The organism is Mucilaginibacter straminoryzae (assembly GCF_022953055.1).
Taxonomy (GTDB): domain Bacteria; phylum Bacteroidota; class Bacteroidia; order Sphingobacteriales; family Sphingobacteriaceae; genus Mucilaginibacter; species Mucilaginibacter straminoryzae.
On sequence record NZ_JALJEJ010000004.1, the window covers coordinates 1 to 20,771 of the forward strand.

21 protein-coding genes are annotated in these 20,771 nt (G+C 44.7%); 13 read left to right on the forward strand and 8 right to left on the reverse strand.

Features of this window, described 5'->3' with window-relative positions; genetic code table 11:
* Positions 1 to 255: 255 nt before the first annotated feature.
* Positions 256 to 1,638 (forward strand): exonuclease domain-containing protein, encoded by a 1,383-nt coding sequence (locus MUY27_RS09520; RefSeq protein WP_245129781.1) that lies wholly within the window; start codon positions 256 to 258, stop codon positions 1,636 to 1,638.
* A gap of 30 nt (positions 1,639 to 1,668) precedes the next feature.
* On the opposite strand, the gene MUY27_RS09525 is transcribed toward MUY27_RS09520, so the two are convergent.
* Positions 1,669 to 2,985 (reverse strand): M23 family metallopeptidase, encoded by a 1,317-nt coding sequence (locus MUY27_RS09525; RefSeq protein WP_245129782.1) that lies wholly within the window; start codon positions 2,983 to 2,985, stop codon positions 1,669 to 1,671.
* Positions 2,986 to 3,095: 110 nt separating this feature from the next.
* Between MUY27_RS09525 and MUY27_RS09530 the strand changes: the two genes are divergently transcribed.
* A complete protein-coding gene (locus MUY27_RS09530; RefSeq protein ID WP_245129783.1) occupies positions 3,096 to 3,995 on the forward strand; it encodes a cation diffusion facilitator family transporter in 900 nt (299 codons plus the stop codon).
* Positions 3,996 to 4,262: 267 nt separating this feature from the next.
* On the opposite strand, the gene pyrF is transcribed toward MUY27_RS09530, so the two are convergent.
* A complete protein-coding gene (pyrF, locus tag MUY27_RS09535; protein WP_245130240.1) occupies positions 4,263 to 5,096 on the reverse strand; it encodes an orotidine-5'-phosphate decarboxylase in 834 nt (277 codons plus the stop codon).
* 271 nt (positions 5,097 to 5,367) lie between these two features.
* On the opposite strand from pyrF, the gene rho reads away from it, so the two are divergent.
* The 3 genes from rho to purS all read left to right on the forward strand — a co-directional run bounded on the left by rho (position 5,368) and on the right by purS (position 8,112).
* Entirely contained in the window at positions 5,368 to 7,059 is a 1,692-nt protein-coding gene (gene rho / locus MUY27_RS09540) for a transcription termination factor Rho (RefSeq protein ID WP_262918308.1), read from the forward strand.
* A 91-nt stretch (positions 7,060 to 7,150) separates the two neighbouring features.
* Positions 7,151 to 7,861 carry a CDP-alcohol phosphatidyltransferase family protein gene (locus MUY27_RS09545; RefSeq protein WP_245129784.1) on the forward strand — a complete coding sequence of 237 codons (711 nt, stop codon included), beginning with the start codon at positions 7,151 to 7,153 and terminating at the stop codon, positions 7,859 to 7,861.
* Positions 7,858 to 8,112: a phosphoribosylformylglycinamidine synthase subunit PurS gene (purS, locus tag MUY27_RS09550; RefSeq protein ID WP_245129785.1), complete on the forward strand. Its 255-nt coding sequence runs from the start codon at positions 7,858 to 7,860 to the stop codon at positions 8,110 to 8,112. The genes MUY27_RS09545 and purS overlap by 4 nt, the downstream gene beginning before the upstream one ends.
* Before the next feature lie 6 nt (positions 8,113 to 8,118).
* Here the strand turns inward: purS and MUY27_RS09555 are convergent, their stop codons facing one another.
* Both MUY27_RS09555 and folK read right to left on the reverse strand, forming a co-directional pair.
* Positions 8,119 to 8,487 (reverse strand): Hpt domain-containing protein, encoded by a 369-nt coding sequence (locus tag MUY27_RS09555; protein WP_245129786.1) that lies wholly within the window; start codon positions 8,485 to 8,487, stop codon positions 8,119 to 8,121.
* Positions 8,488 to 8,514: 27 nt separating this feature from the next.
* On the reverse strand, positions 8,515 to 8,994 hold the full coding sequence (gene folK / locus MUY27_RS09560; protein WP_245129787.1) for a 2-amino-4-hydroxy-6-hydroxymethyldihydropteridine diphosphokinase: 480 nt from the start codon (positions 8,992 to 8,994) through the stop codon (positions 8,515 to 8,517).
* Between the two features lie 86 nt (positions 8,995 to 9,080).
* Between folK and sppA the strand changes: the two genes are divergently transcribed.
* From sppA to MUY27_RS09590, 6 genes are all read left to right on the forward strand, one after another.
* The gene (gene sppA, locus MUY27_RS09565) at positions 9,081 to 10,850 is read left to right on the forward strand and encodes a signal peptide peptidase SppA (protein ID WP_245129788.1); all 1,770 of its coding nucleotides are present in this window, start codon (positions 9,081 to 9,083) and stop codon (positions 10,848 to 10,850) included.
* Between the two features lie 131 nt (positions 10,851 to 10,981).
* The gene (locus MUY27_RS09570) at positions 10,982 to 12,646 is read left to right on the forward strand and encodes a DNA polymerase/3'-5' exonuclease PolX (protein ID WP_245129789.1); all 1,665 of its coding nucleotides are present in this window, start codon (positions 10,982 to 10,984) and stop codon (positions 12,644 to 12,646) included.
* A gap of 18 nt (positions 12,647 to 12,664) precedes the next feature.
* On the forward strand, positions 12,665 to 13,171 hold the full coding sequence (gene rfaE2 / locus MUY27_RS09575) for a D-glycero-beta-D-manno-heptose 1-phosphate adenylyltransferase (RefSeq protein ID WP_245129790.1): 507 nt from the start codon (positions 12,665 to 12,667) through the stop codon (positions 13,169 to 13,171).
* 8 nt (positions 13,172 to 13,179) lie between these two features.
* Positions 13,180 to 14,148, forward strand: a complete 969-nt coding sequence (locus tag MUY27_RS09580; RefSeq protein WP_245129791.1) for a glycosyltransferase family 9 protein — start codon at positions 13,180 to 13,182, stop codon at positions 14,146 to 14,148.
* Positions 14,149 to 14,154: 6 nt separating this feature from the next.
* The gene (locus MUY27_RS09585) at positions 14,155 to 14,778 is read left to right on the forward strand and encodes a porin family protein (RefSeq protein WP_245129792.1); all 624 of its coding nucleotides are present in this window, start codon (positions 14,155 to 14,157) and stop codon (positions 14,776 to 14,778) included.
* Positions 14,779 to 14,791: 13 nt separating this feature from the next.
* Positions 14,792 to 15,268 (forward strand): SixA phosphatase family protein, encoded by a 477-nt coding sequence (locus MUY27_RS09590; RefSeq protein WP_245129793.1) that lies wholly within the window; start codon positions 14,792 to 14,794, stop codon positions 15,266 to 15,268.
* Here the strand turns inward: MUY27_RS09590 and dprA are convergent.
* A complete protein-coding gene (gene dprA / locus MUY27_RS09595) occupies positions 15,265 to 16,365 on the reverse strand; it encodes a DNA-processing protein DprA (protein WP_245129794.1) in 1,101 nt (366 codons plus the stop codon). The two genes, MUY27_RS09590 and dprA, sit on opposite strands and share 4 nt — an antisense overlap.
* A 347-nt stretch (positions 16,366 to 16,712) precedes the next feature.
* On the opposite strand from dprA, the gene MUY27_RS09600 reads away from it, so the two are divergent.
* Entirely contained in the window at positions 16,713 to 17,075 is a 363-nt protein-coding gene (locus tag MUY27_RS09600; RefSeq protein WP_245129795.1) for a BlaI/MecI/CopY family transcriptional regulator, read from the forward strand.
* Between the two features lie 112 nt (positions 17,076 to 17,187).
* Here MUY27_RS09600 and rsmG read toward each other — a convergent pair whose 3' ends face one another.
* The 3 genes from rsmG to MUY27_RS09615 are packed head-to-tail and all read right to left on the reverse strand — an operon-like array spanning position 17,188 to position 19,527.
* Positions 17,188 to 17,817 carry a 16S rRNA (guanine(527)-N(7))-methyltransferase RsmG gene (gene rsmG / locus MUY27_RS09605; protein ID WP_245129796.1) on the reverse strand — a complete coding sequence of 210 codons (630 nt, stop codon included), beginning with the start codon at positions 17,815 to 17,817 and terminating at the stop codon, positions 17,188 to 17,190.
* Positions 17,807 to 18,412, reverse strand: coding sequence for an RNA polymerase sigma factor (locus MUY27_RS09610; protein ID WP_245129797.1), 606 nt, complete (start codon positions 18,410 to 18,412; stop codon positions 17,807 to 17,809). Before MUY27_RS09610 ends, rsmG begins: the two co-directional genes overlap by 11 nt.
* A complete protein-coding gene (locus MUY27_RS09615; RefSeq protein WP_245129798.1) occupies positions 18,403 to 19,527 on the reverse strand; it encodes a glycosyltransferase in 1,125 nt (374 codons plus the stop codon). The genes MUY27_RS09610 and MUY27_RS09615 overlap by 10 nt, the downstream gene beginning before the upstream one ends.
* Positions 19,528 to 19,640: 113 nt before the next feature.
* Here MUY27_RS09615 and tgt point away from each other — a divergent pair, with 113 nt between their 5' ends.
* Positions 19,641 to 20,771: a tRNA guanosine(34) transglycosylase Tgt gene (gene tgt, locus MUY27_RS09620; RefSeq protein ID WP_245129799.1), complete on the forward strand. Its 1,131-nt coding sequence runs from the start codon at positions 19,641 to 19,643 to the stop codon at positions 20,769 to 20,771.

The window sequence follows — 20,771 nt, forward strand, 5'->3', positions numbered from 1 at the left end:
GTAAAGATTATCTAAAGGAATACGCTCTGACAATTGAAAGTTGGTAAACAGTTTCTCCTGATAATGTTTCTTCCCTTGCATGCTTTAAGATACTAATTGTACCTTAGTTGTGCAACAGCCACTTGCAGCGAGTGGCAACTATTAAATAGCAGTCACTCGGCAGTATCCAAGCGACTGCCATTGAGCTTCTAACAGCAATCGCTAACTTTAATTTTTTCCTGACTAAAATAATTAGCAAATATTTATATTTGTTTTATGTACGCCATTGTGGATATCGAAACGACGGGAGGGCATGCCAACGCAAATGGCATTACAGAAATAGGGATTTGCCTGCACGATGGCAAAGAAGTGGTAAAACGGTATCAAACGCTGGTTAACCCTGGTCGCGATATTCCCGTATATATTCGCGCGCTCACCGGGATCAGCAACGAGATGGTTGCTACGGCACCCACATTCAAGCAAGTTGCACAAGAAATCTACGAGTTACTTCAGGATAAGATCTTTGTGGCGCATAACGTCAATTTCGATTATTCGTTCGTTAGGCACCACCTTTCATTAGCGGGCTTCAACTTAAACAGCAATAAGCTTTGCACTGTGCGCCTGAGCCGGAAAATTCTGCCCGGCCTACCCTCTTACAGTTTAGGGAAGCTTTGCAACCATCTGGACATACCAAACTACGACCGGCACCGCGCAGGTGGCGATGCTGAAGCTACAGCGATGTTGTTTTCGCTGCTGATGCAGGAGGACAAAGAAGGCCACATAGAAAAAGCGTTAAAACAGCGCTCGCGTGAGCAGGTGCTGCCGGCGAATCTGCCCAAAAGCAATATTGAGAGGCTACCGTATACACCCGGAGTTTATTATTTCCATGACGCGCATGATCGTGTTATCTATGTAGGCAAGGCCGTCAATATCAAAAAACGGGTTTGCAGTCACTTTACAGGCAACAACACGGGCTACCAGCGGCAGGAATTTATGCGGAATATCCACCGGATCAGCTTCCAGGAATGCGGCACCGAACTGATGGCTTTTGTGTTAGAGAACATCGAGATCAAACGCCTTTGGCCGCAGTACAACCGCTCGCAGAAAGGACCAGAATTCGGTTACGGGCTGTATACTTTTGAAGACCAGCGCGGCTACATGCGGTTAGCTGTAGATAAACGCAGGAAACATAGCACACCTGTGTACAGCTGCGGATCTATGTTTGAAGGGCGAACGCTGTTAATGCGTTTGATAGACCAGTTTGGACTTTGCCCGAAACTTTGCTTCATACAAAAGAATAGTCACGTTTGTACCGGGCCGAATGCGGCGCTTTGTGCATGCGAAGGGCATGAAGAGCCCAACGATTATAACGCCAAAGTAGCTAATGCGCTCCACGAATTGAAACATGCCCTGCCTACATTTGCCTTGCGCGACGAAGGCCGCCTGCCCGACGAGCATAGCTGCATTTTAATAGAAGAAGGCAAATTTTACGGAATGGGCTACATTTCGCACTACTTCGAGGTTAATAATATGGAACAGTTAAAAGCTCACTTGAAGCCGTATCCAGGTAATGATTACATCCGGAATATGGTGCTGGCCCATGCAGAAAAACATCCGCATAAAAAGGTGATGTTTGTGCCTGAATTAGCCACAGCCTAAGCAAAGGGCTAGTTAAAAATTTAATAAGGCCTATTTCATCAACACCCAACCCGTGGTATCCCCTGCGGTTACCAAGTTATAATTATGGTATCGACCTAAAACCTCTACCCGGTCACCCTCTGCTAGTTGCTTTTTCCTGGAAGCAGATGATGCAGGAGCATCTAATAACGCCGTAGCTAATCTGATAGTCAGCCGATCAGTTTCTTTCGTACTTTCTACATCCCGCCCTGGTATAAAACCTGTTTCGCCTTCAGGCGTGGCAACTCTAAACCAATTATCAGTCGCGGCTTCGGCGGTAAGTATGGTATTTGCAGGAAGATCGAGCTTTTTGTGCGAAACATTATCGGGTTCCGTAAACAAGCCGGAGCGGCGTTGTAGCCTTACCGTAGCGTTTAACAAATTGGTATTGCCGGTAATTGGTCTGGGCAATTTCATATCCCGGTCGACAAAATAAATGGGATCGATAGCGCCGCCGAAAGCGTAAATACCAAAATGCAAATGAGTTGGGCCACCTGCTGCATTCCCCGTATTTCCAACAAACCCCAACGTATCTCCTACTCTTACTTGTTGTCCGTCTCGGGCCAATTGTTTAGAAAGATGGGCGTAATAAAGCGTATAGTCTTTATCCTGCGGGCGCATAAAAACCACCAGTCCACCCAGTTTGTTCTCTGTTACACTGGTTACTGTACCATTGGCCGCAGCAACGGCAGGCGTGCCTTTTGGTGCAAAAATATCAATTCCTTCATGCCGGCGGGCACCTGCATCGCGCGCTGCCCCCCAAAAACTTTCGATATGTGGTTTTCCCGCGGCAGCAACCGGAAAACCTAATGATGGCCCGGTAGTAATGGTCAGCGTGTACTCACCGCCGCGCAATAATTCAGGCTGGAGGCGGACTATATATTTCCCCGTTTCATCGATATCATAATCCAGCCGTAGCGAAGTAGTATCTATCGAAGCCAATAGCTTGGGCTGGTCACCTGTTCTTTCCTGCCATAGATCTGTAAATATGGTGAAACCTGCAGCGGGCTTTTTGCTTAGGGCAATATGTAATTTTTGCCCGCGCTTTGCTTCAAACCTAAGCGCTGTTGCATTTACTTTGCTACCTTCAAAGTATCCTAATTCTTTATATGGAAGTATAACGTTCAGGACATTAGTAAAAGCCGAAGACGCTTTTTGTATCCAGGCAGCCCCCATAGCCGTGCGGTCTAATCCGGCGTCTTTCAAACGTTGTGCATACTGATCGTGAGGCGACATCTTCTTAAACAAGGCCATCGGCCCGGAAGTTCTGCTGCACCCACAAGCCAGAAAAATAAGCCCCGCATAAATCGCCCAAGTCAGCTTTCTCATTCTATTAAAACTGTTGGCAGATTTAAAGGTTTTAATAGCTCGTTTTATACCCCTGCAACACAACTTCGGCTATGATTATTGGCCGCTATTACACACATTTGTGCTAAAATATGTCTGCATCTAAAACTCCTATTTATACCGCATTAGGCGCAAACCTTGCCATAGCGATCACTAAACTTGTCGCGGCAGCTTTTACGGGTAGCTCGGCCATGGTATCAGAAGGTATCCACTCGCTAGTGGATACCAGTAATGAAGTTTTACTATTGCTGGGTATCAGCCGCAGCCAGAAACCGGCAGACGAAAAACGCCCCTTCGGTTATGGGCGCGAACTCTATTTCTGGGCGTTTGTGGTATCGTTGCTATTTTTTGCCATGGGCGGCGGCTTTTCTATTTATGAGGGGATCGAGCATTTACGCAACCCCGAAGAAGTTAAAAATCCGATCTGGAACTATGCCGTATTGGGTTTTGCATTTGTGTTTGATGGCATTTCTTTTATCACGGCCATGAAAGAATTTAAACGCCAGCGCGGGAAAACACCGTTCTGGCAGGCGGTTAGGCAAAGTAAAGACCCTTCTACGTTTGTGGTATTGTTTGAAGATGCGGCCGATGTGATCGGTATTGCTATTGCCTTCTTTGGTATTCTGTTAGGGCAAATTTTGCATAACCCTTATATAGACGGCATCGCCTCCATCATGATCGGCATTCTGCTTACGCTGGTTGCGATCCTGTTAGTCCGCGAAAGCCGCAGTTTGTTAATGGGCGAAACCCCTTCGGCAGAAGAATTACAACAGGTGATTGCAATTACCGAAGCACATAACGCAGTTAACAAAGTCACCAGCCAAAAATCTACCTACCTGGCGCCTGAAGAAGTGATCATGATTTTGAAGGTAAACTTTAAGATCACGACGTCTATAAATGAACTGGACGAAGCTATCGTCAGCATCAGGAATGATATCCAAACTAAATACCCGCATTACAAGCAGTTATTTATTGAGCCCTGCGCTGGGTAAGGATTAATGAGTAGATGTGCAAATATGCAGATGTGAATATCTATAAATTAATTTGAGTGATTGCCTCAATTATGAATTTCCCTCTGGAGAGCCCACATGTTATAGAGAGGTAATATTATTAAAATGAGAATTGCGATTCCTTCACCAGGGAAGGAGTAATAAATAGCTTAACCCCTCCCTAACCCTCCCGACGGGAGGGAATAATAGTTTTTCTTGACGGCTGTGCGTCTTAAGACGGGACCATCTGCACATTCGCACATCTGCACATCAAATAATCTCCGCCTTCTCCAGTTCCTGCGCCATTGCCTGTTGTAGTTTTTTAGCTTCTTCGCGGGCGGCTTCGGCAAAAGTTTCGTCATTAGCAGCGTAGATAATAGAACGTGATGAATTCACCAGCAAGCCGCACTCTTTGGTGATACCATATTTACATACCTCTTCCAGGCTACCCCCTTGCGCGCCTACCCCGGGCACCAGCAAGAAGTTATCGGGCGCCAGTTTACGGATGTTCGCAAACTCTTCGCCTTTGGTTGCACCTACAACATACATCAGGCGGTCTGCACCGGCCCAGGTAGCTGATTTTTTAATTACAGCTTGGTATAAAAAGCCTTCGTCAGACTGCAGGTATTGAAAATCTTTACTGCCAACAGAAGAGGTCAAGGCCAGCAATATAATCCACTTCCCTTCATATTTAAGGTAAGGGATAACGCTGTCATTACCCATATAAGGTGCAATGGTAATAGCATCGAAACCCATACCTGATTCTGCTTCGTTAAAAAAAGCATTGGCATATTGATCTGAAGTGTTACCGATGTCGCCGCGTTTGGCATCAATAATAGACAAGCAATCTTTCGGCAGATATTGATAGGTATCAATCAGGCTTTGCAATCCTTTTACCCCACGGCTTTCGTAAAAAGCGGCATTAGGTTTATAGGCTACGCAAAGATCCTGGGTGGCATCAATAATCCGTTTATTAAACTCCAGCACAGGATCATCATAGCGGTGTAAAAATGCCGGGATTTTATGAATGTCAGTATCCAGACCGATGCAAAGGAAAGACTTTTTCTGCCTGATGTGCGTTATTAATTGCTGTCGCGAAAGCATGTTTTGTTCTGATTTTTTTATCGGGTTCAAAAAAACTAAAAATTAACGGAAGTGTTAATCGTATGTATATATTTTTCAAAAATTTTGAAATAAATAATTTTATAAGTAGAATTGCATCGTTTTCCTGACAAAAAGTTTTCTTGCATCTGAGAAACGATCATATCCCGGTTTACAGATTGATAAAATTAAAATGAACATAGCATTTGCTACGCACATTTTTGCAGGTTAAACTCCCAACAAAAATTTTCCTTTTTTGAATTAAATACTCCGCATGTCTGATACAATTGAATTGAATGACAAACTCGTGTCCGAGTTGCGCCAGATGGCAAAAAGTATGGGTATTGAAGAAGCGGATGAATTGCGTAAACCGCAATTGATCAGCCGTATCAGCGAACAGCAGCAATTAATTGAAGCTGCCCGTGCCCAACAAGATCTTCTTAACGAAAGCTACGCTCAAAAAAATACTGAAGCAGATGCATCTTCTGATGCAGAGGCTGATAAACCACGTGCCAAACGTGCACGCACTGTAAAATCTAAAAAAGACGCCGAACCTCAACGCCCGCAGCCTAAACGCGAGTCTGTACCCTTAGATACCGATTTGTTTAGCGCAGGTGAGGAAGAAACCACGGCAGGTGAAGAAGAAACCGTAGAAACACCGGTTGAAGAAACCGTTGCTGAGGAAACTACACAAGCGCCTAATGCACCGGCAGAACCTGTTGTAACCGAACGCCCGCGTTTTGAAAAACGCTTTCAGAATGGCAGCAACGGGAATAACGGTTCTTATAACGGAAACAATGGCAACCAGCAGCAGCAAAAACAGCAGCAGGAGCCACCTATCAACCTTGATTTTGATAACGTAATTGTGAACGAAGGTGTGTTGGAAATTATGCCAGATGGCTATGGTTTCCTTCGCTCATCCGATTACAACTACCTTACTTCGCCGGATGATATATATGTTTCTCAATCTCAGATCAAATTGTTTGGCCTGAAAACCGGTGATACCGTACGCGGTAGCATCCGCCCGCCAAAAGAAGGTGAAAAATATTTTCCGCTGGTGCGTGTAGAAGCGATTAATGGCCGTATCCCGGCAGAAGTGCGCGACCGTGTTCCATTTGATCACCTTACGCCGCTTTTCCCGCAGGAGCGTTTAAACCTGTTCACCGATCCGGGAAATTATTCAACCCGTATTATGGACCTTTTTGCCCCTATCGGTAAAGGTCAGCGTGGTTTAATTGTGGCCCAGCCAAAAACAGGTAAAACCATGTTACTGAAAGATGTGGCCAATTCTATCGCCAAAAACCATCCGGAAGTATACCTGATTATCCTGCTGATTGACGAACGTCCGGAGGAGGTAACTGATATGGCGCGCAGTGTACGTGCAGAAGTAATTTCGTCAACCTTTGACGAACCGGCTGAACGTCATGTTAAGATTGCAAACATTGTGCTTGAGAAAGCAAAACGCATGGTGGAATGCGGACACGATGTGGTGATCCTGCTGGATTCGATCACCCGCCTGGCCCGTGCTTATAATACTGTAGCCCCTGCATCTGGTAAAATATTATCAGGTGGTGTGGATGCTAATGCGTTGCACAAACCTAAACGTTTCTTTGGTGCGGCCCGTAATATCGAAGATGGTGGTTCATTAACCATTATCGCTACAGCATTGACAGAAACCGGATCTAAAATGGACGAAGTGATCTTTGAAGAGTTTAAAGGTACCGGCAACATGGAGCTTCAGTTAGATCGTAAACTTTCTAACAAACGTATTTTCCCTGCTATCGACCTTACGGCTTCAAGTACCCGCCGCGACGATCTGCTGCATGACCGCGAAACTTTACAGCGCGTTTGGATCCTGAGAAACCACCTTGCCGACATGAATTCGCAGGAAGCAATGGAATTCTTACAGGCACAAATCAGAGGTACCAAAACCAACGAAGAGTTCCTGATCTCCATGAACTCCTGATATTCCAAATCCTATTAAGGTTTTATGAAGTATTAAAAACACCCGACTTCATAAAACCTTAATAATAGGTTGCTATATTTACAACCGTAAAATGAGGAGGAGAGTAAAAAAACACGTTCCTAATGCCATCACTTGTGCTAACCTTTTCAGTGGCTGCGTAGGTATCGTATTTACCTTTCAGGAAAACCTGATCTTTGCTGCCTATTGCATTTTCCTGGCAGCTATTTTTGATTTTTTTGATGGTTTAGCCTCAAGAGTACTGCAATCCTTTTCCGGGATTGGTAAAGACCTTGATTCACTGGCAGACATGGTCAGCTTTGGCGTATTACCGTCGGTGATCCTTTACGAATTGTTTTTGCAATCGCCGCAGATAGACCACGTAAGCCAATACTTAAACTTCATCGCTTTCCTGTTACCGGTATTTTCTGCGCTGCGCCTGGCAAAGTTTAACAATGATGCCCGGCAGACGGACAGCTTTATCGGCTTACCTACCCCTGCAAATGCCATACTGATTGCCTCTTTCCCACTGATCCTGAAAGACAACCAGGCTTATTTTGCAGATTACATCCTCAACCCGTACTTCCTTTCTTGTTTCGTGCTGATTATGTGCGCATTGCTGGTTGCAGAAATGCCGCTGATGTCGTTGAAATTTAAAAACCGAGACTTTCAGAAAAATATCTATCGTTATTTACTGCTGCTGTTTTCGGCAATTCTCATTCTATTTTTTAAATTTGCGGCAGTTCCGGTGGTTATCGTAATGTACATCACCCTATCCGTAATACAATTTAAAATTGCCAAATGACAAAGTTCCAGGCCGAAATAGACGTAATGCCTAAAAAAGAAATTCTTGATCCGCAGGGAAAAGCAGTTTCAGGAAGTATGAAAAACTTAGGTCTGTCCGAAATTGAGAACGTACGTATCGGCAAACACATCACATTAGAAATCGAAGCAGAAAATGAGCAGGTTGCTCATGAGAAAGTAGATCAGGCCTGCAAAAGCTTATTGGCAAACCTGATCATGGAAAGCTATAACTTCGAGATCAAAGCCCTTTAAATTTCTTCAAAGCTGGGCTTCAGCCTCTGTTTTTATTTGTAGCAGCTTACGCAGGTTTGCGGTAATTACGCTTTTCACCTGGTTGAACTTGCCTTCTATCAGTTGAATGTCTGGTGCACCGGTTTTAGCCAGATGCTCTATTTCCTGCATGGTGCCCTGGCTTCCGGACATACCGAAAAACCCTAGGTTAGGTTTTAATTTATGTGCAGCACTACCTGCTACAGACCAGTTTCGCTCTGCTATAGCTGTTTCTATCGTATGCATCAGTTCTGGCGTTTGCGACAAAAACATATCGATAGATTCAACAATAAATTCGTTGCTTCCATCTGCTATTTCATAAAGAAAAGACAGGTCAAGGTCTTGATTATCAGTCATAAAAAGGATTAACGTAATTATTCAAATTTATAATTTTTTCACAGTTAAACTATCCGGAAGTTCATTTTTTAATTCTGTGATGGTTTTACCCAATACCGGGTGAACAAAATCTGGGGCAATTTCTGCAAGGGGTTCCAGCGTAAATCTACGTAAATGCAGGCGCGGATGAGGAACAATTAAATTATCCTGATCAATAATTTCCTTCTCAAAAAAAAGAATATCAATATCTATCGTTCTTGCGGCCCAAACCTCTTTCCGCTCCCGCCCCATCGTTAATTCTATTTCAAGCAGCGTTTTTAACAAATCCGGGGCATTTTGCTTTGTTTGCACTTCCAGTACCTGGTTCAGGTAATCGGGATCATTCTCTTTTCCCCATGCGGCGGTTTCATAAACCGATGATTTTTTAATAATTTCACCAACGTTGTCCCTTATCGCACGGCGGGCCTTTTCCAGATAAGAAAACCTGTCGCCCAGATTGCTTCCAAGCAATAAAAAAACATCAAACATGTTGTAACAAATATTATAGACTACGCTCTTAATAATAAGCGTTTGTAATGCTAAGTTTGCATAGATAACAAGATTTAGATCATTTAATGAAACAATTTTTCAAATTTGTATTAGCCACCGTTGTCGGTATTATTGTTGCCTCGCTGATACTTGTACTGATTGTGGTTGGTGTGGTAGTTTCTGCCAGCGGAGATAAAGATGTTAATGTAGAAGATAATTCTGTCCTTACCATTTCCCTTGATCGCCCTATCCCCGAGCGCACCCCCAATAATCCATTAGCCAACCTCGGTATACCGGGCTTCGACAGCGACAAAACAACGGGCTTAAATGATCTGCTTGCGAACATTAAAAAAGCCAAAACCGATAAGCATATCAAAGGTATTTACCTTTCAGAAAGCTACATGCTTTCTGGCCAGGCCACTACAGAAGAGATTCGCCGTGCGCTGATTGATTTCAAGAAATCCGGCAAATTTATCATTGCTTACGCAGAAGTTTATACCCAGGGCTTTTACTACCTGGCTTCTGTTGCCGATAAAGTATACATGAACCCTAAAGGTATTTTTGATTTTGGCGGTTTCAGCTCCCAGATCACTTTCTTTAAAGGCGCATTAGATAAATTAGGTATTGAAGCGCAGGTAATTAAAGTGGGTACATATAAGAGTGCGGTAGAGCCATTTGTATTAAATAAAATGAGCGATGCCAACCGCGAGCAGGTGAACTCTTACCTTGGTTCTCTGTACGACTATTTCCTTACCGGTATCAGTGCTTACCGACATGTACCGGTTGATTCGCTTCGCAGCATCGCCAACAACCTTCAGGTGCAAAACCCAGAGGACGCGGTTAAGTATAAACTGATCGACGGCTTGAAATATAAAGACGAGATTCTGGATGAATTGAAAAGCCGTACCGGAACTGCTAAAAAGAGTACCGTTAAAAGCGTGGATATTGCCGACTATACCCATACTAAATCTGACGGTGATGAAGACAAAGGCTCTTCAGATAAACGAATTGCGGTAGTTTACGCCTCTGGCGAAATTTCCAGCGGTGACGGCGACGACAATAAGATTGGTTCAACAACAATTTCTGCTGCGCTACGCAAAGTCCGCCTGGATGATAAAGTAAAAGCAGTTGTGTTCCGCGTAAATTCACCCGGAGGCAGCTCGCTGGCATCAGCAGTGATCTGGCGCGAGGTTCAATTGATCCACCAGGTAAAACCAATCATCATTTCCATGGGCGATTACGCCGCCTCCGGAGGGTATTACATCTCCTGCGCAGCTGATTCTATCATTGCTGAACCGAATACCGTTACCGGTTCTATCGGCATCTTCGCTATCCTGCCTAATATGCAGAAACTGTTCAACGATAAACTGGGCATTACATTCGATGGTGTAAAAACCGGTAAATACGCAGATTTGGGTGATATCAGCCGCCCGCTTACACCCGAAGAGCGCTTAATTCTGCAAAACCAGGTTAACCGCGGTTACGATGAGTTCACCAAAGCCGTTGCTGACGGGCGACATAAAACACAGACTTATATCAACAGTATTGGCCAGGGCCGCGTATGGACAGGCGCACAAGCTGTAAAGTTAGGTTTGGTAGACCGTTTAGGCTCTATCAACGATGCCATCGCTTCTGCTGCCAAAAAGGCAAAAGTGAGCGATTATAAGGTTGTCGCCTACCCTGAGCAGAAAAACATGTTTAGCAAAGCAGCCAGCAGTTTAAGTACTGAAGTAAGGACACGCATGATGCAGTCAGAACTGGGTGAAAACTACCGCTACTACATGCAGATCAAATCTGTTCAGGAAATGATGCGTACACCTCAGGCCCGTTTACCTTACGACGTGGTGGTAAAATAACTGATTTCTGTAGCCCTTTCTATCGGAGAAAATATCCAGGCCCTCCCTTTGGGATGGTTGGGTGGGCCAAATAAATTATGATCGGAAAGCCGCTCAATTAGGGCGGCTTTTGTATTTTTACCGCTACCGCTATGGAGAACAAACAGATATCGCGCACGCTGAAGCTACTTTCGCAGTTAATGGAACTGCATGACGAGAATCCTTTTAAGGTAAAGTCTATCGCTAATGCTGCATTTCAGGTAAATAAACTACCATTTCCTTTAGCAGGCAAAAGCCTGGAAGAAATGGAAAAGATACAGGGTATTGGTAAAAGTACTGCCGTTAAAATTGTAGAGCTTTTAACCAGCGGCCATATTACAGACCTTGACGACCTGCTTTCACAAACGCCTGAAGGGATTGTAGAAATGATGGGCATTAAGGGTATCGGCCCGAAAAAGATTGCCATTATCTGGAAAGAGCTTAACATAGAAAACGTAGGCGAACTCTATTATGCTTGTAACGAAAACCGGCTGATAGAAGCGAAAGGTTTCGGCCTGAAAACGCAGGAAGAGATCCGTAAAGCCATTGAATTCAGGATGGCCGGCGACGGTTGTTTCCTGTATATGCAGGTGGAACCGGAGGCAGAGATGTTGATGGACCAGATCAAAGGTTTCCTGCCGGAAGCATTAAAGAATTTTGCAGGCGGCTATCGCCGTTGCGACGAGATCATCACCGAACTGGAGATAGTGATCGGTACACGTGATCCCGAAACGGCAATTGATGTCATCAAAGATTCTACCTTGCTTGCAGACATCAGCCTGGAAAATTGCACCCTAAAAGGTACCGCCGAAACAGGTTTAAAGGTGGCAATCACCTGTGTGCCCAAAGCGCAGTATTACCTGGAATTGTTCACCCGTACCGGCGATGAGGATCATGTGAAGGCCGTTTTATCACGGATAGACCTTGACATTCATGATGCGGAATCTGAAGAAATTATCTATCAGAAAGCAGGCTTAAACTGGATTCACCCTGAACAACGGGTAGGAACAACAGCCTTCAACGCTCCTGCTAACACCGCATTGATCGTATTGGGCGATCTAAAAGGATCTTTACACAACCATAGTACCTGGAGCGACGGCGTCAACACGATCGAAGAAATGGCTTTATATTGCCGCGACGAACTGAAACTGGAATACCTGGGCATATCAGACCATAGCCGTAGCGCGGTGTATGCCAAAGGCCTTACCGCAGAACGGGTGTTGGAGCAGCACCAGGAAATTGACCGTCTGAATGCCCAACTTAAAGGTTTTCACATTTTTAAAGGAATCGAGTCGGACATTTTGAACGACGGTTCTTTAGATTATCCGGAAGATATTTTAAAAACGTTCGATTTCATTGTCGCATCCATCCACTCCAATTTGAAGATGGACGAGCAGAAAGCTACAGCACGGTTAATTAAGGCAATTGAAAACCCGTATACCACCATTCTGGGGCACCCTACAGGCCGTTTATTGCTTTCGAGAAAGGGTTACGATATCGATCATAAAAAAGTAATTGACGCCTGTGCGGCAAATAATGTCGTGATCGAGATCAACTCTAACCCCCATCGCCTCGATTTGGACTGGAGATGGCATGCCTACGCATTAGAAAAAGGTGTAAGGCTTTCCATTAACCCCGATGCCCACCGTAACGAAGGCTTTCACGACATGAAATATGGGGTACTGGTGGCGCGCAAAGGTGGATTGACAAAAGAAGAATGTCTTAACGCATTAAGCTTAGCTGAAATTACGGAAGTTTTTAAAGCTAAACGGGGTTAAAGAACGTTAAGTGCTACAATGATGAATAACGCAGAATCAATACTAAAAAATAAGATCCGCCAATTGCCGCAGCTGTTAAACGACGTGCAGCAGTGGAAAGCAGAGGGCAAAAAAGTTGTCTTTACCAATGGTTGCTTCGACCTGATCCACATCGGCCACCTTACCTACCTGGCTAAAGCTGCCGAACTGGGCGATAAACTCATTATCGGCCTCAATGCAGATAGCTCGGTGAAGCAACTGAAAGGCGAGAACCGGCCGATCAACAATGAGGAAAGCCGCTCTGCGCTTTTAGCAGCCTTATTTTTTGTAGACGCGGTGATTATTTTCGAAGAAGAAACACCGGCAAACCTGATCAAAGCCGTATTGCCCGATGTTTTAGTAAAAGGCGGCGATTACACTTTCGACCGTATTGTGGGTGCGCCAGATGTTGTTGCCAACGGCGGCGAGGTAAAAACCATTACCTTTGTCGACGGCTATTCGTCAACCGCTATTATCAATAAGATCAGGAGCCAGAACGCTTGCTGAATTAACGTATGAAAATTTTAGTGATCCGGTTCAGTTCAATGGGTGATATTATTTATACCACACCCGTTGTCAGGTGTTTAAAAACACAACTGCCGAATGCTGAAATCCACTTCCTCACCAAGCCAGCCTTCAGGTACATTTATGAAGGAAACCCTTACGTAGATAAGCTGCTGTTGTTGAGAGAATCACTGGGAGTTACAATCAAAGAAATCAAGAGTGAGCGCTATGATTATGTCATCGACCTACACAGCAACCTGCGCACAGCAATCATTAAATTCCGCACAGGTATTAAGTCGTCCACCTATAACAAACAGCGTATACGCAAGTGGCTGTCACTTAAATTTAACTTGAAGCTGATACCTCCTATACATTTAGTAGACAGGTATTTAAAAACAGTTGAATTTTTAAATGTGTATAACGATGGCGGCCCGATCAACTACTATATCAAAAAGAATTACCAGCTGACCGACCTGCTTCCGGCCAGCCACCAGTCGGGTTATATTGCTTTTATCATCGGCGCTAACCATTTCACCAAGCGCATGCCCAATGAAAAGGTAATCAGCATTTGCCGGGAAATTAAGCAGCCAATTGTTCTTTTGGGTGGCCAGGATGTAAAAGAAAATGCCCGAGTAATTGCAACTGCGCTGGGTAACCAGGTACATGACGCCTGCGGAACCATATCGCTGGACGAATCCGTTTTCTTAGTATCGCAAGCGCAACGTGTTATTGGTTTTGATACCGGCCTCACACATATCGCTGAAGCATTTGACATGCCTATTGCCTCTATATGGGGTAGCACCGTGCCAGAACTGGTAGGCGTACAGCCCTATCATGTGAAAGACGCCCTGGTTGTCGGTGTTGATCTGCCCTGCAGACCCTGCTCCAGGTATGGTTTACCTCAATGCCCGTTAAAGCATTTTAAGTGCATGAATGATATTCCGGAAGATATACTTGTTAACTTTACAAAAGAAGCATAGTTAAAGATGAAACACATCCTTTACATATTTTTTCTGTTGTTGTCTATTCCCGGTTTCGCGCAAAAGTGGGGATATGGCTTAAAAGTTGGCGGCGGCATAGCAAATCAAAGCGTTACTAACAAGGAGATTATAGAGGTTAACTCTATAAGAACTTTTAATGCAGGCGGCTTTGTTAAGTATTACCTCAAAGAAGACCTTTTATTGCAGGCCGGTATCAATTACAGCGAAAAAGGTGCGCAGGTGGTTGAAGACGCCATCACCACCACATCCAGAATCAAATACGCAGATGTGCCTTTGAACCTGGTAAAACGGTTCAATTTTTCGGGATTGGGTAAAATATTTATCGGTGGAGGTGCTTTTTTTGCGCGTGCTTTATCTGGTAAATACAAATACGAAACACCCAACAGTGTTACCAGCGACGACCTGGAAATAGGTAATGATAAATATCTGCAGCGGTATGATTATGGCCTGAACATCACTTCCGGGCTTGAACTGGATAACCACCTGCTGTTCGACCTGCGATATGCGTTCGGAATGAAAAACCTGAGTACCCCAAATCTAAAAGACACCGGCACCAGCGCTATCAAAAGCAGGCTTTTGGTACTAAGCCTGGGCTACGTACTTCACTAATTTTATTCAATCAATGAAGCAATTGCTACTGATCAGACATGCCGAAGCGGCACACCCTACCGGCACAAGCGATTTTGATCGCCCGTTAACCGCCCGGGGACGACAATGCGCTCAGGAACTTGCAGAAAAACTGAAAGCAGCACGAATGTGTCCCGAACTGCTGATCATGAGCCCTGCTACCAGAACAGAAAGTACCGCGCAGATTGTCATTTCAGGAACGGGGATTGCAAAAGCTGAAAAGATCGAAGCGATCTACGAAGCAAGTACCAAGACGATATTAGGCTTGATCAACAGTTTGCCGGACCAGCACCAGTTTATAGCACTTGTAGGCCATAATCCTGCCTTCACGGATATTGCCGTTTATCTGACGGGGAAATACGTTAGTTTAAGCCCTGCGGCGGCTATACTCATCTTATTTGAAGAAGACCGCTGGGAAGAAATCACGAAGGAAAGCGGCGTAAGAGCATGGTTTTATGAACCTGCCGATTAATTCAACGCATAGGTTTTACCAGGCATAGAGCGAATAAAGCCCTGCATTTCCAGGTTAAGCAAATTCATGGTCAGCTGGCTTACCGGCATCCCCAGCTTCAACGTCAGCTCGTCTATTGCGATAGATGGGTGCTCATTTAAAACCGTAATAATCGAACGTTCCTCGCTGGAAAGATCCATCGCCAGCGCCAACTGGCTTTGCTTTGGTTGGGCTTCTTTATCGCCCTTCTCCCAGCCCATAATAAACGCCAGATCTTCTACGCAAGTGAGCAAACCGGCCTTATGATGCCTGATCAGGAAGTTACAGCCCTCAGATAGCTCATCGCCGACACGGCCCGGAAAAGCAAATACATCGCGGTTGTAAGAATTAGCAATCTCGGCAGTGATCAAAGTACCGCTTTTAATGCCTGCTTCTATTACCACGGTAACGTCTGCCAGGCCAGCTACAATACGGTTACGGGTAGGAAAGTTCTTTGGATCAGCAATCGTATGGTATGGGTATTCGGTAATCATACCGCCATTCTTCATCATTTTATCGGCCAGACTACGGTGCGCAGCCGGATACATGCTGCCCATCCCATGGCCTACCACACCTACGGTAGGCATTTCTAACTGCAGGGCCTGTTTGTGCGCTTCGCCATCTATGCCATAAGCCAGGCCGCTCACAATCAATACATCGTAAGCTTGCAGCTCTGCAACCAACTGGCGGCATAGCAACCGCCCATACTCGGTTGTTTTACGCGAGCCGACTATACTTACCACCCTTCCGTTGTTCAGGTCCATATCGCCCCTGGTATAAAGCAGCACAGGACTATCATTACAAGCCCTCAGTCGCTTTGGATACTTCGGGTCTGTATAAAATACCACATCAATACCATGCTGCTCTATAAGGGCTAATTCTTCTTCTGCCCGTTTAAGCGCGCTGTTAAAGTCGAGCATCTCTAAACGCTTCTCTCCAACGCCCGGCGCTTTCAGAAGTTTAGCAGGAGCTATGTTAAATACATTCTCTGCACTGCCTGCGTAAGCCAGCATATTCTTTGCCAGGACGGGCCCCACACCCCTGATAAAAGTTAAGGCTAGTTGATGTAAAAGAGACATAATAAGCCCACAAGGTACGTTTTTTAGCCATTCTGTCTATCACAAAGAGCACTAAAAACCCAAAATTGACCGCGCAATCCTACTTAACATAATGTAAGGTAATTTTTATCGCTCCCAATTTTCGGTTTTTAAAAAGAAGTTGTCCAAAATGGTCTTTGGAGGCTTAAAAATCGCTTAATAACTGATAATCAGACACTTTTGTAGATCTAAACTACATAAATAGTTCACCAACTATGAAAATAGTAGCTTTTTGGGATATTTAAACTATTTGAATAGTTTATCAACTATCTGAATAGTTATTCAAAACTACGACTATAGTTGGGGTTTTGTGCCTATTTTTGCCCGAAATGAAAGAACTAACCAAAGCAGAAGAGCAGGTAATGCAGATTCTATGGCAGATTAAAGAGGGTGTGGTGAAGGATGTACTGGCTAAAATGCCCGATCCGAAGCCGGCATACAATACCGTGTCTACCGTAGTTAGGGTAATGGAAACCAAGGGGTTTCTGGGCCATAAGGCCTTTGGAAACACGCATGTGTACCATCCGCTGATCACGGAGGCTGATTATAAGAAGTTTGTTTTCGACGGAATGATGAAAACCTGGTTTAATAATTCGGTGAAAGACCTGGTTACTTACCTGGCCAAAGAAGGAAAATTGGACATTACAGACCTTGCTGAGCTGATTCTGCTCTCGCAGAAGGCGAAGAAGTAGCTAACCAATTAATAGAGAAGTAGGCATGCCCCTACCCGGTAAGATAATTTAGAGTTAATATGGGGTGTTATTCAAGCTGATAGCGTGATTTCAGCCTTTATTGGTCTATAGATTACTGAGCAGGCACGTAAATCACCTGTTTGGTATCAAAAAATTCACGATCGAAGTAGTCTTTCAGGTAAAAGCGCTGCACCTTCAGGCCCGATTCTGCAATTTCGTGCACCAGGTCTCCCCCTTTCAGGTATAAGATGCCGTTCTTCAGCTTGTTTTTTGATTGCTTGCTGAACTTACCTTTCACCCAGGGATAAAAGTCTTTCAACTGGGTAACCGCCCGCGAAACCACAAAATCAAACTTAACATCTGCCTGCTCTGCGCGTAAATGCATTGCCTTCAGGTTTTTAAGGCCGATGGCCGCGGCTACTTCCTGCACCACTTTTATTTTTTTCCCGATAGAATCTACCAGCAAAAAGTCGGTTTCGGGAAACATAATTGCCAGCGGGATACCGGGGAAGCCCCCTCCTGTTCCTACGTCCAGCACTTTCTCGCCCGGCAAAAAAGAAATCACCTTGGCGATACCAAGCGAATGCAGTACATGCCGCTCGTACAACTGATCGATATCTTTGCGCGAGATCACGTTAATCTGGTTATTCCAAAGCTCGTACAGTTCCTGCAACTGCGAAAACTGCCGTTGCTGTTCGGGGGTAAGATCGGGGAAATAATGCAGGATCAGATCAGAAGTCATTCGTTTTATTTCTATTTATCACGTTGCCCAACAAGTATTTAGCCCTAAATAGCTGAGCTTTTACTGTACCTAAAGGCAGGCTCAGCTCCTGGGCAATTTCTTCGTAAGAAAGCTCGTCGAAATAACGCAGGGTGATCAGGTTACGGTACCGCGGCGGCAAACTTTCCACCAATACTTTCAGTTCGGCGGTTTGCTGCTTTTTAATGGAAGTCTCTTCGGGGTTCAGCACATCGGCTTTTATCTGAAGCGGCCGGTCGTCGCCATCATCATCTACAATACCGTGCAGCGATGTGGTATTCAGCTTCTTCTTGCGGATAAAATCAATGCAATTATTAGTCGCCACCCGAAATAGCCACGTACTAAAGGCAAACTCCGGCTGGTACTTATCCAGCTTTTCAAATGCTTTGGCAAAGGTTTCCACCGTTAAATCCATCGCATCTTCGCGGTTATTCACCATTTTGAGCGCCATAAAGTAAATAGAATCTTTATAACGCTGCATCAGGCTGGCATACGCTTTCTGATCTCCTTCCCTGGCTTTCAGCACCAGTTGATAGTCATTCTTCGCGTTTTCGGTAAAATGGGCATTTACTTCCATCTTCTTGTAGTTGTTAAGCTTCCGATCAAACCAAAAAAATTGAGGTACAGGTAGTAGAGTGCGTCTAAAAAAGGCAAGGTCCACAATAAATCTTTACCTTTTAACTGCCTGAATTGTTTGCTGTAAATCAGCAATTGCAAACCCAGCCGGAGAACAAACACAACCAAAGCGATGATAAACGCCGGTTTAAAAAACAAACATGCCGTAAATGCACTATAAAACAACAGGCCACTGATGGCATCAAGGCCTAAAAGCCGTTTATGGCGGGCCTTATAAAATTTCCCCGCCCCCATGTGCCTTCTTTTCTGACGAAACCACTCGCCAAAGCTGGCTTTAGGTTCGCTCCAGGTAAAAGAATCCGTGCGGATCTCTACAGCTACGTTATTACGGGTAGCATTTTCATTCACAAAAAGATCATCGTCTCCAGACATGATGTGCATGTGCGAAGCAAAGCCTTTGTTATTGAAAAACAAATCTTTACGATAAGCCAGGTTACGCCCAACCCCCATATACGCATTACCTTTAAGCGCGGCTGAAAAGTAATTGATGGCGGTTTTAATAGTTTCAAAGCGAATAAGCGCGTTCAGCAAACCTTTGGTTTTTACGTAAGGCGAATATCCTAAAACGATCTGATGCTCAGGATTAGAGAATGATGCAGCCATACAACTGATCCAGTTTTCTGATTCAGGCTCGCAATCTGCATCGGTAAACAACAAATACGGATGTTTTGCCGCTTTGATCCCCATCGTGATCGCAAATTTCTTTCCAGTTTTAAACTGCCGGCTCTCTGTAACGGTAACAATCTTCAGCTTTGAATATTGCGCCTGCAGCTCGTCTAACAAGTAATTGGAATCATCCACCGAGCAATCATTTACTACAATCACTTCAAAATCGGGATAATTTTGGGTCAATATCTTCGGTAAGAAACGTTCAAGATTGTCCCTTTCATTACGGGCGGCAATGATAACAGAAACAGGAACGCACTCTTTCTCAGGAGCTTCCTCTGCCTTATAGCTATTCAGTTTCAGATGATAAACCAGCAGATAGAACAGTTGCACGACGAAACCGAATGCCAAAACGGCCAATAAAACTTGCTGTAGTAGGGGTATACTCAAATCCTTGAAATTTGCAGTGACAAAGTTGTTAAAATTAGATGAATAATCTCCGAAGAAGTTAAAATATCAAGACAATTTAAACTACCTGAAAATGTTATTTTTGCATCCTTAAAATGAAATTTAACTTACAAGCACAAGATCCGTTTTCAAAGGCACGAGCCGGAGAGTTGACAACCGATCACGGAACAATAAAAACCCCGATTTTTATGCCCGTAGGTACTGCCGGCACGGTTAAGGCAGTTCACCAGCACGAGCTTAAGAACGATATCAAAGCCCAGATCATCCTGGGTAATACCTACCATCTGTACCTGCGCCCCGGACTGAACGTGCTGGAAAAAGCAGGCGGACTACATAAATTTAACGGCTGGGACCGCCCGATTTTAACAGATAGCGGTGGTTACCAGGTATATTCCCTTACAGAAGTACGCAAGATTAAGGAAGAAGGCGTCACCTTCCGCTCGCACATTGACGGTTCTAAGCATTTATTTACGCCAGAAGCGGCAATGGACATTCAGCGCACCATCGGTGGCGATATCATTATGGCTTTTGACGAATGTACGCCCTATCCTTGCGACTACGGCTATGCACGGCGGTCTATCGAAATGACGCACCGTTGGCTGAAACGCTGCTGCGACCGCTTCGACAGCACTGAACCTAAGTATGGTTACAGCCAAACCCTCTTCCCTATTGTGCAAGGCTCTGTTTATAAGGATCTTCGCGTAAAATCCGCCGAAGTAATTGCCTCGTTTGAACGGGAAGGCAATGCCATCGGCGGCTTATCTGTCGGTGAACCTGCCGAGGAAATGTATGCCATGACAGAATTGGTGTGCGATATATTACCAAAGGAAAAACCGCGTTATTTAATGGGCGTTGGCACACCGGTTAATATCCTGGAAAACATCGCCTTAGGTGTGGATATGTTTGATTGCGTGATGCCTACCAGGAATGCACGTAACGGAATGTTGTTTACCAAAGAGGGCATCATTAATATCCGTAACGAAAAATGGAAGGATGATTTTTCACCCATTGAAGCAGACAGCGATTTATGGGCCGACCGTGAGCATAGCAAAGCTTATCTGCGCCACCTGATCACTTCTAAAGAAATATTAGGGGCGCAAATTGCCAGTTTACATAACCTGCATTTTTACCTTTGGCTGGTAACGCAAGCCCGTGAAAAAATAATTTCGGGCGAATTTTACGAATGGAAAAACGTGATGGTGAAGCGTTTAGCCCAAAGATTATAA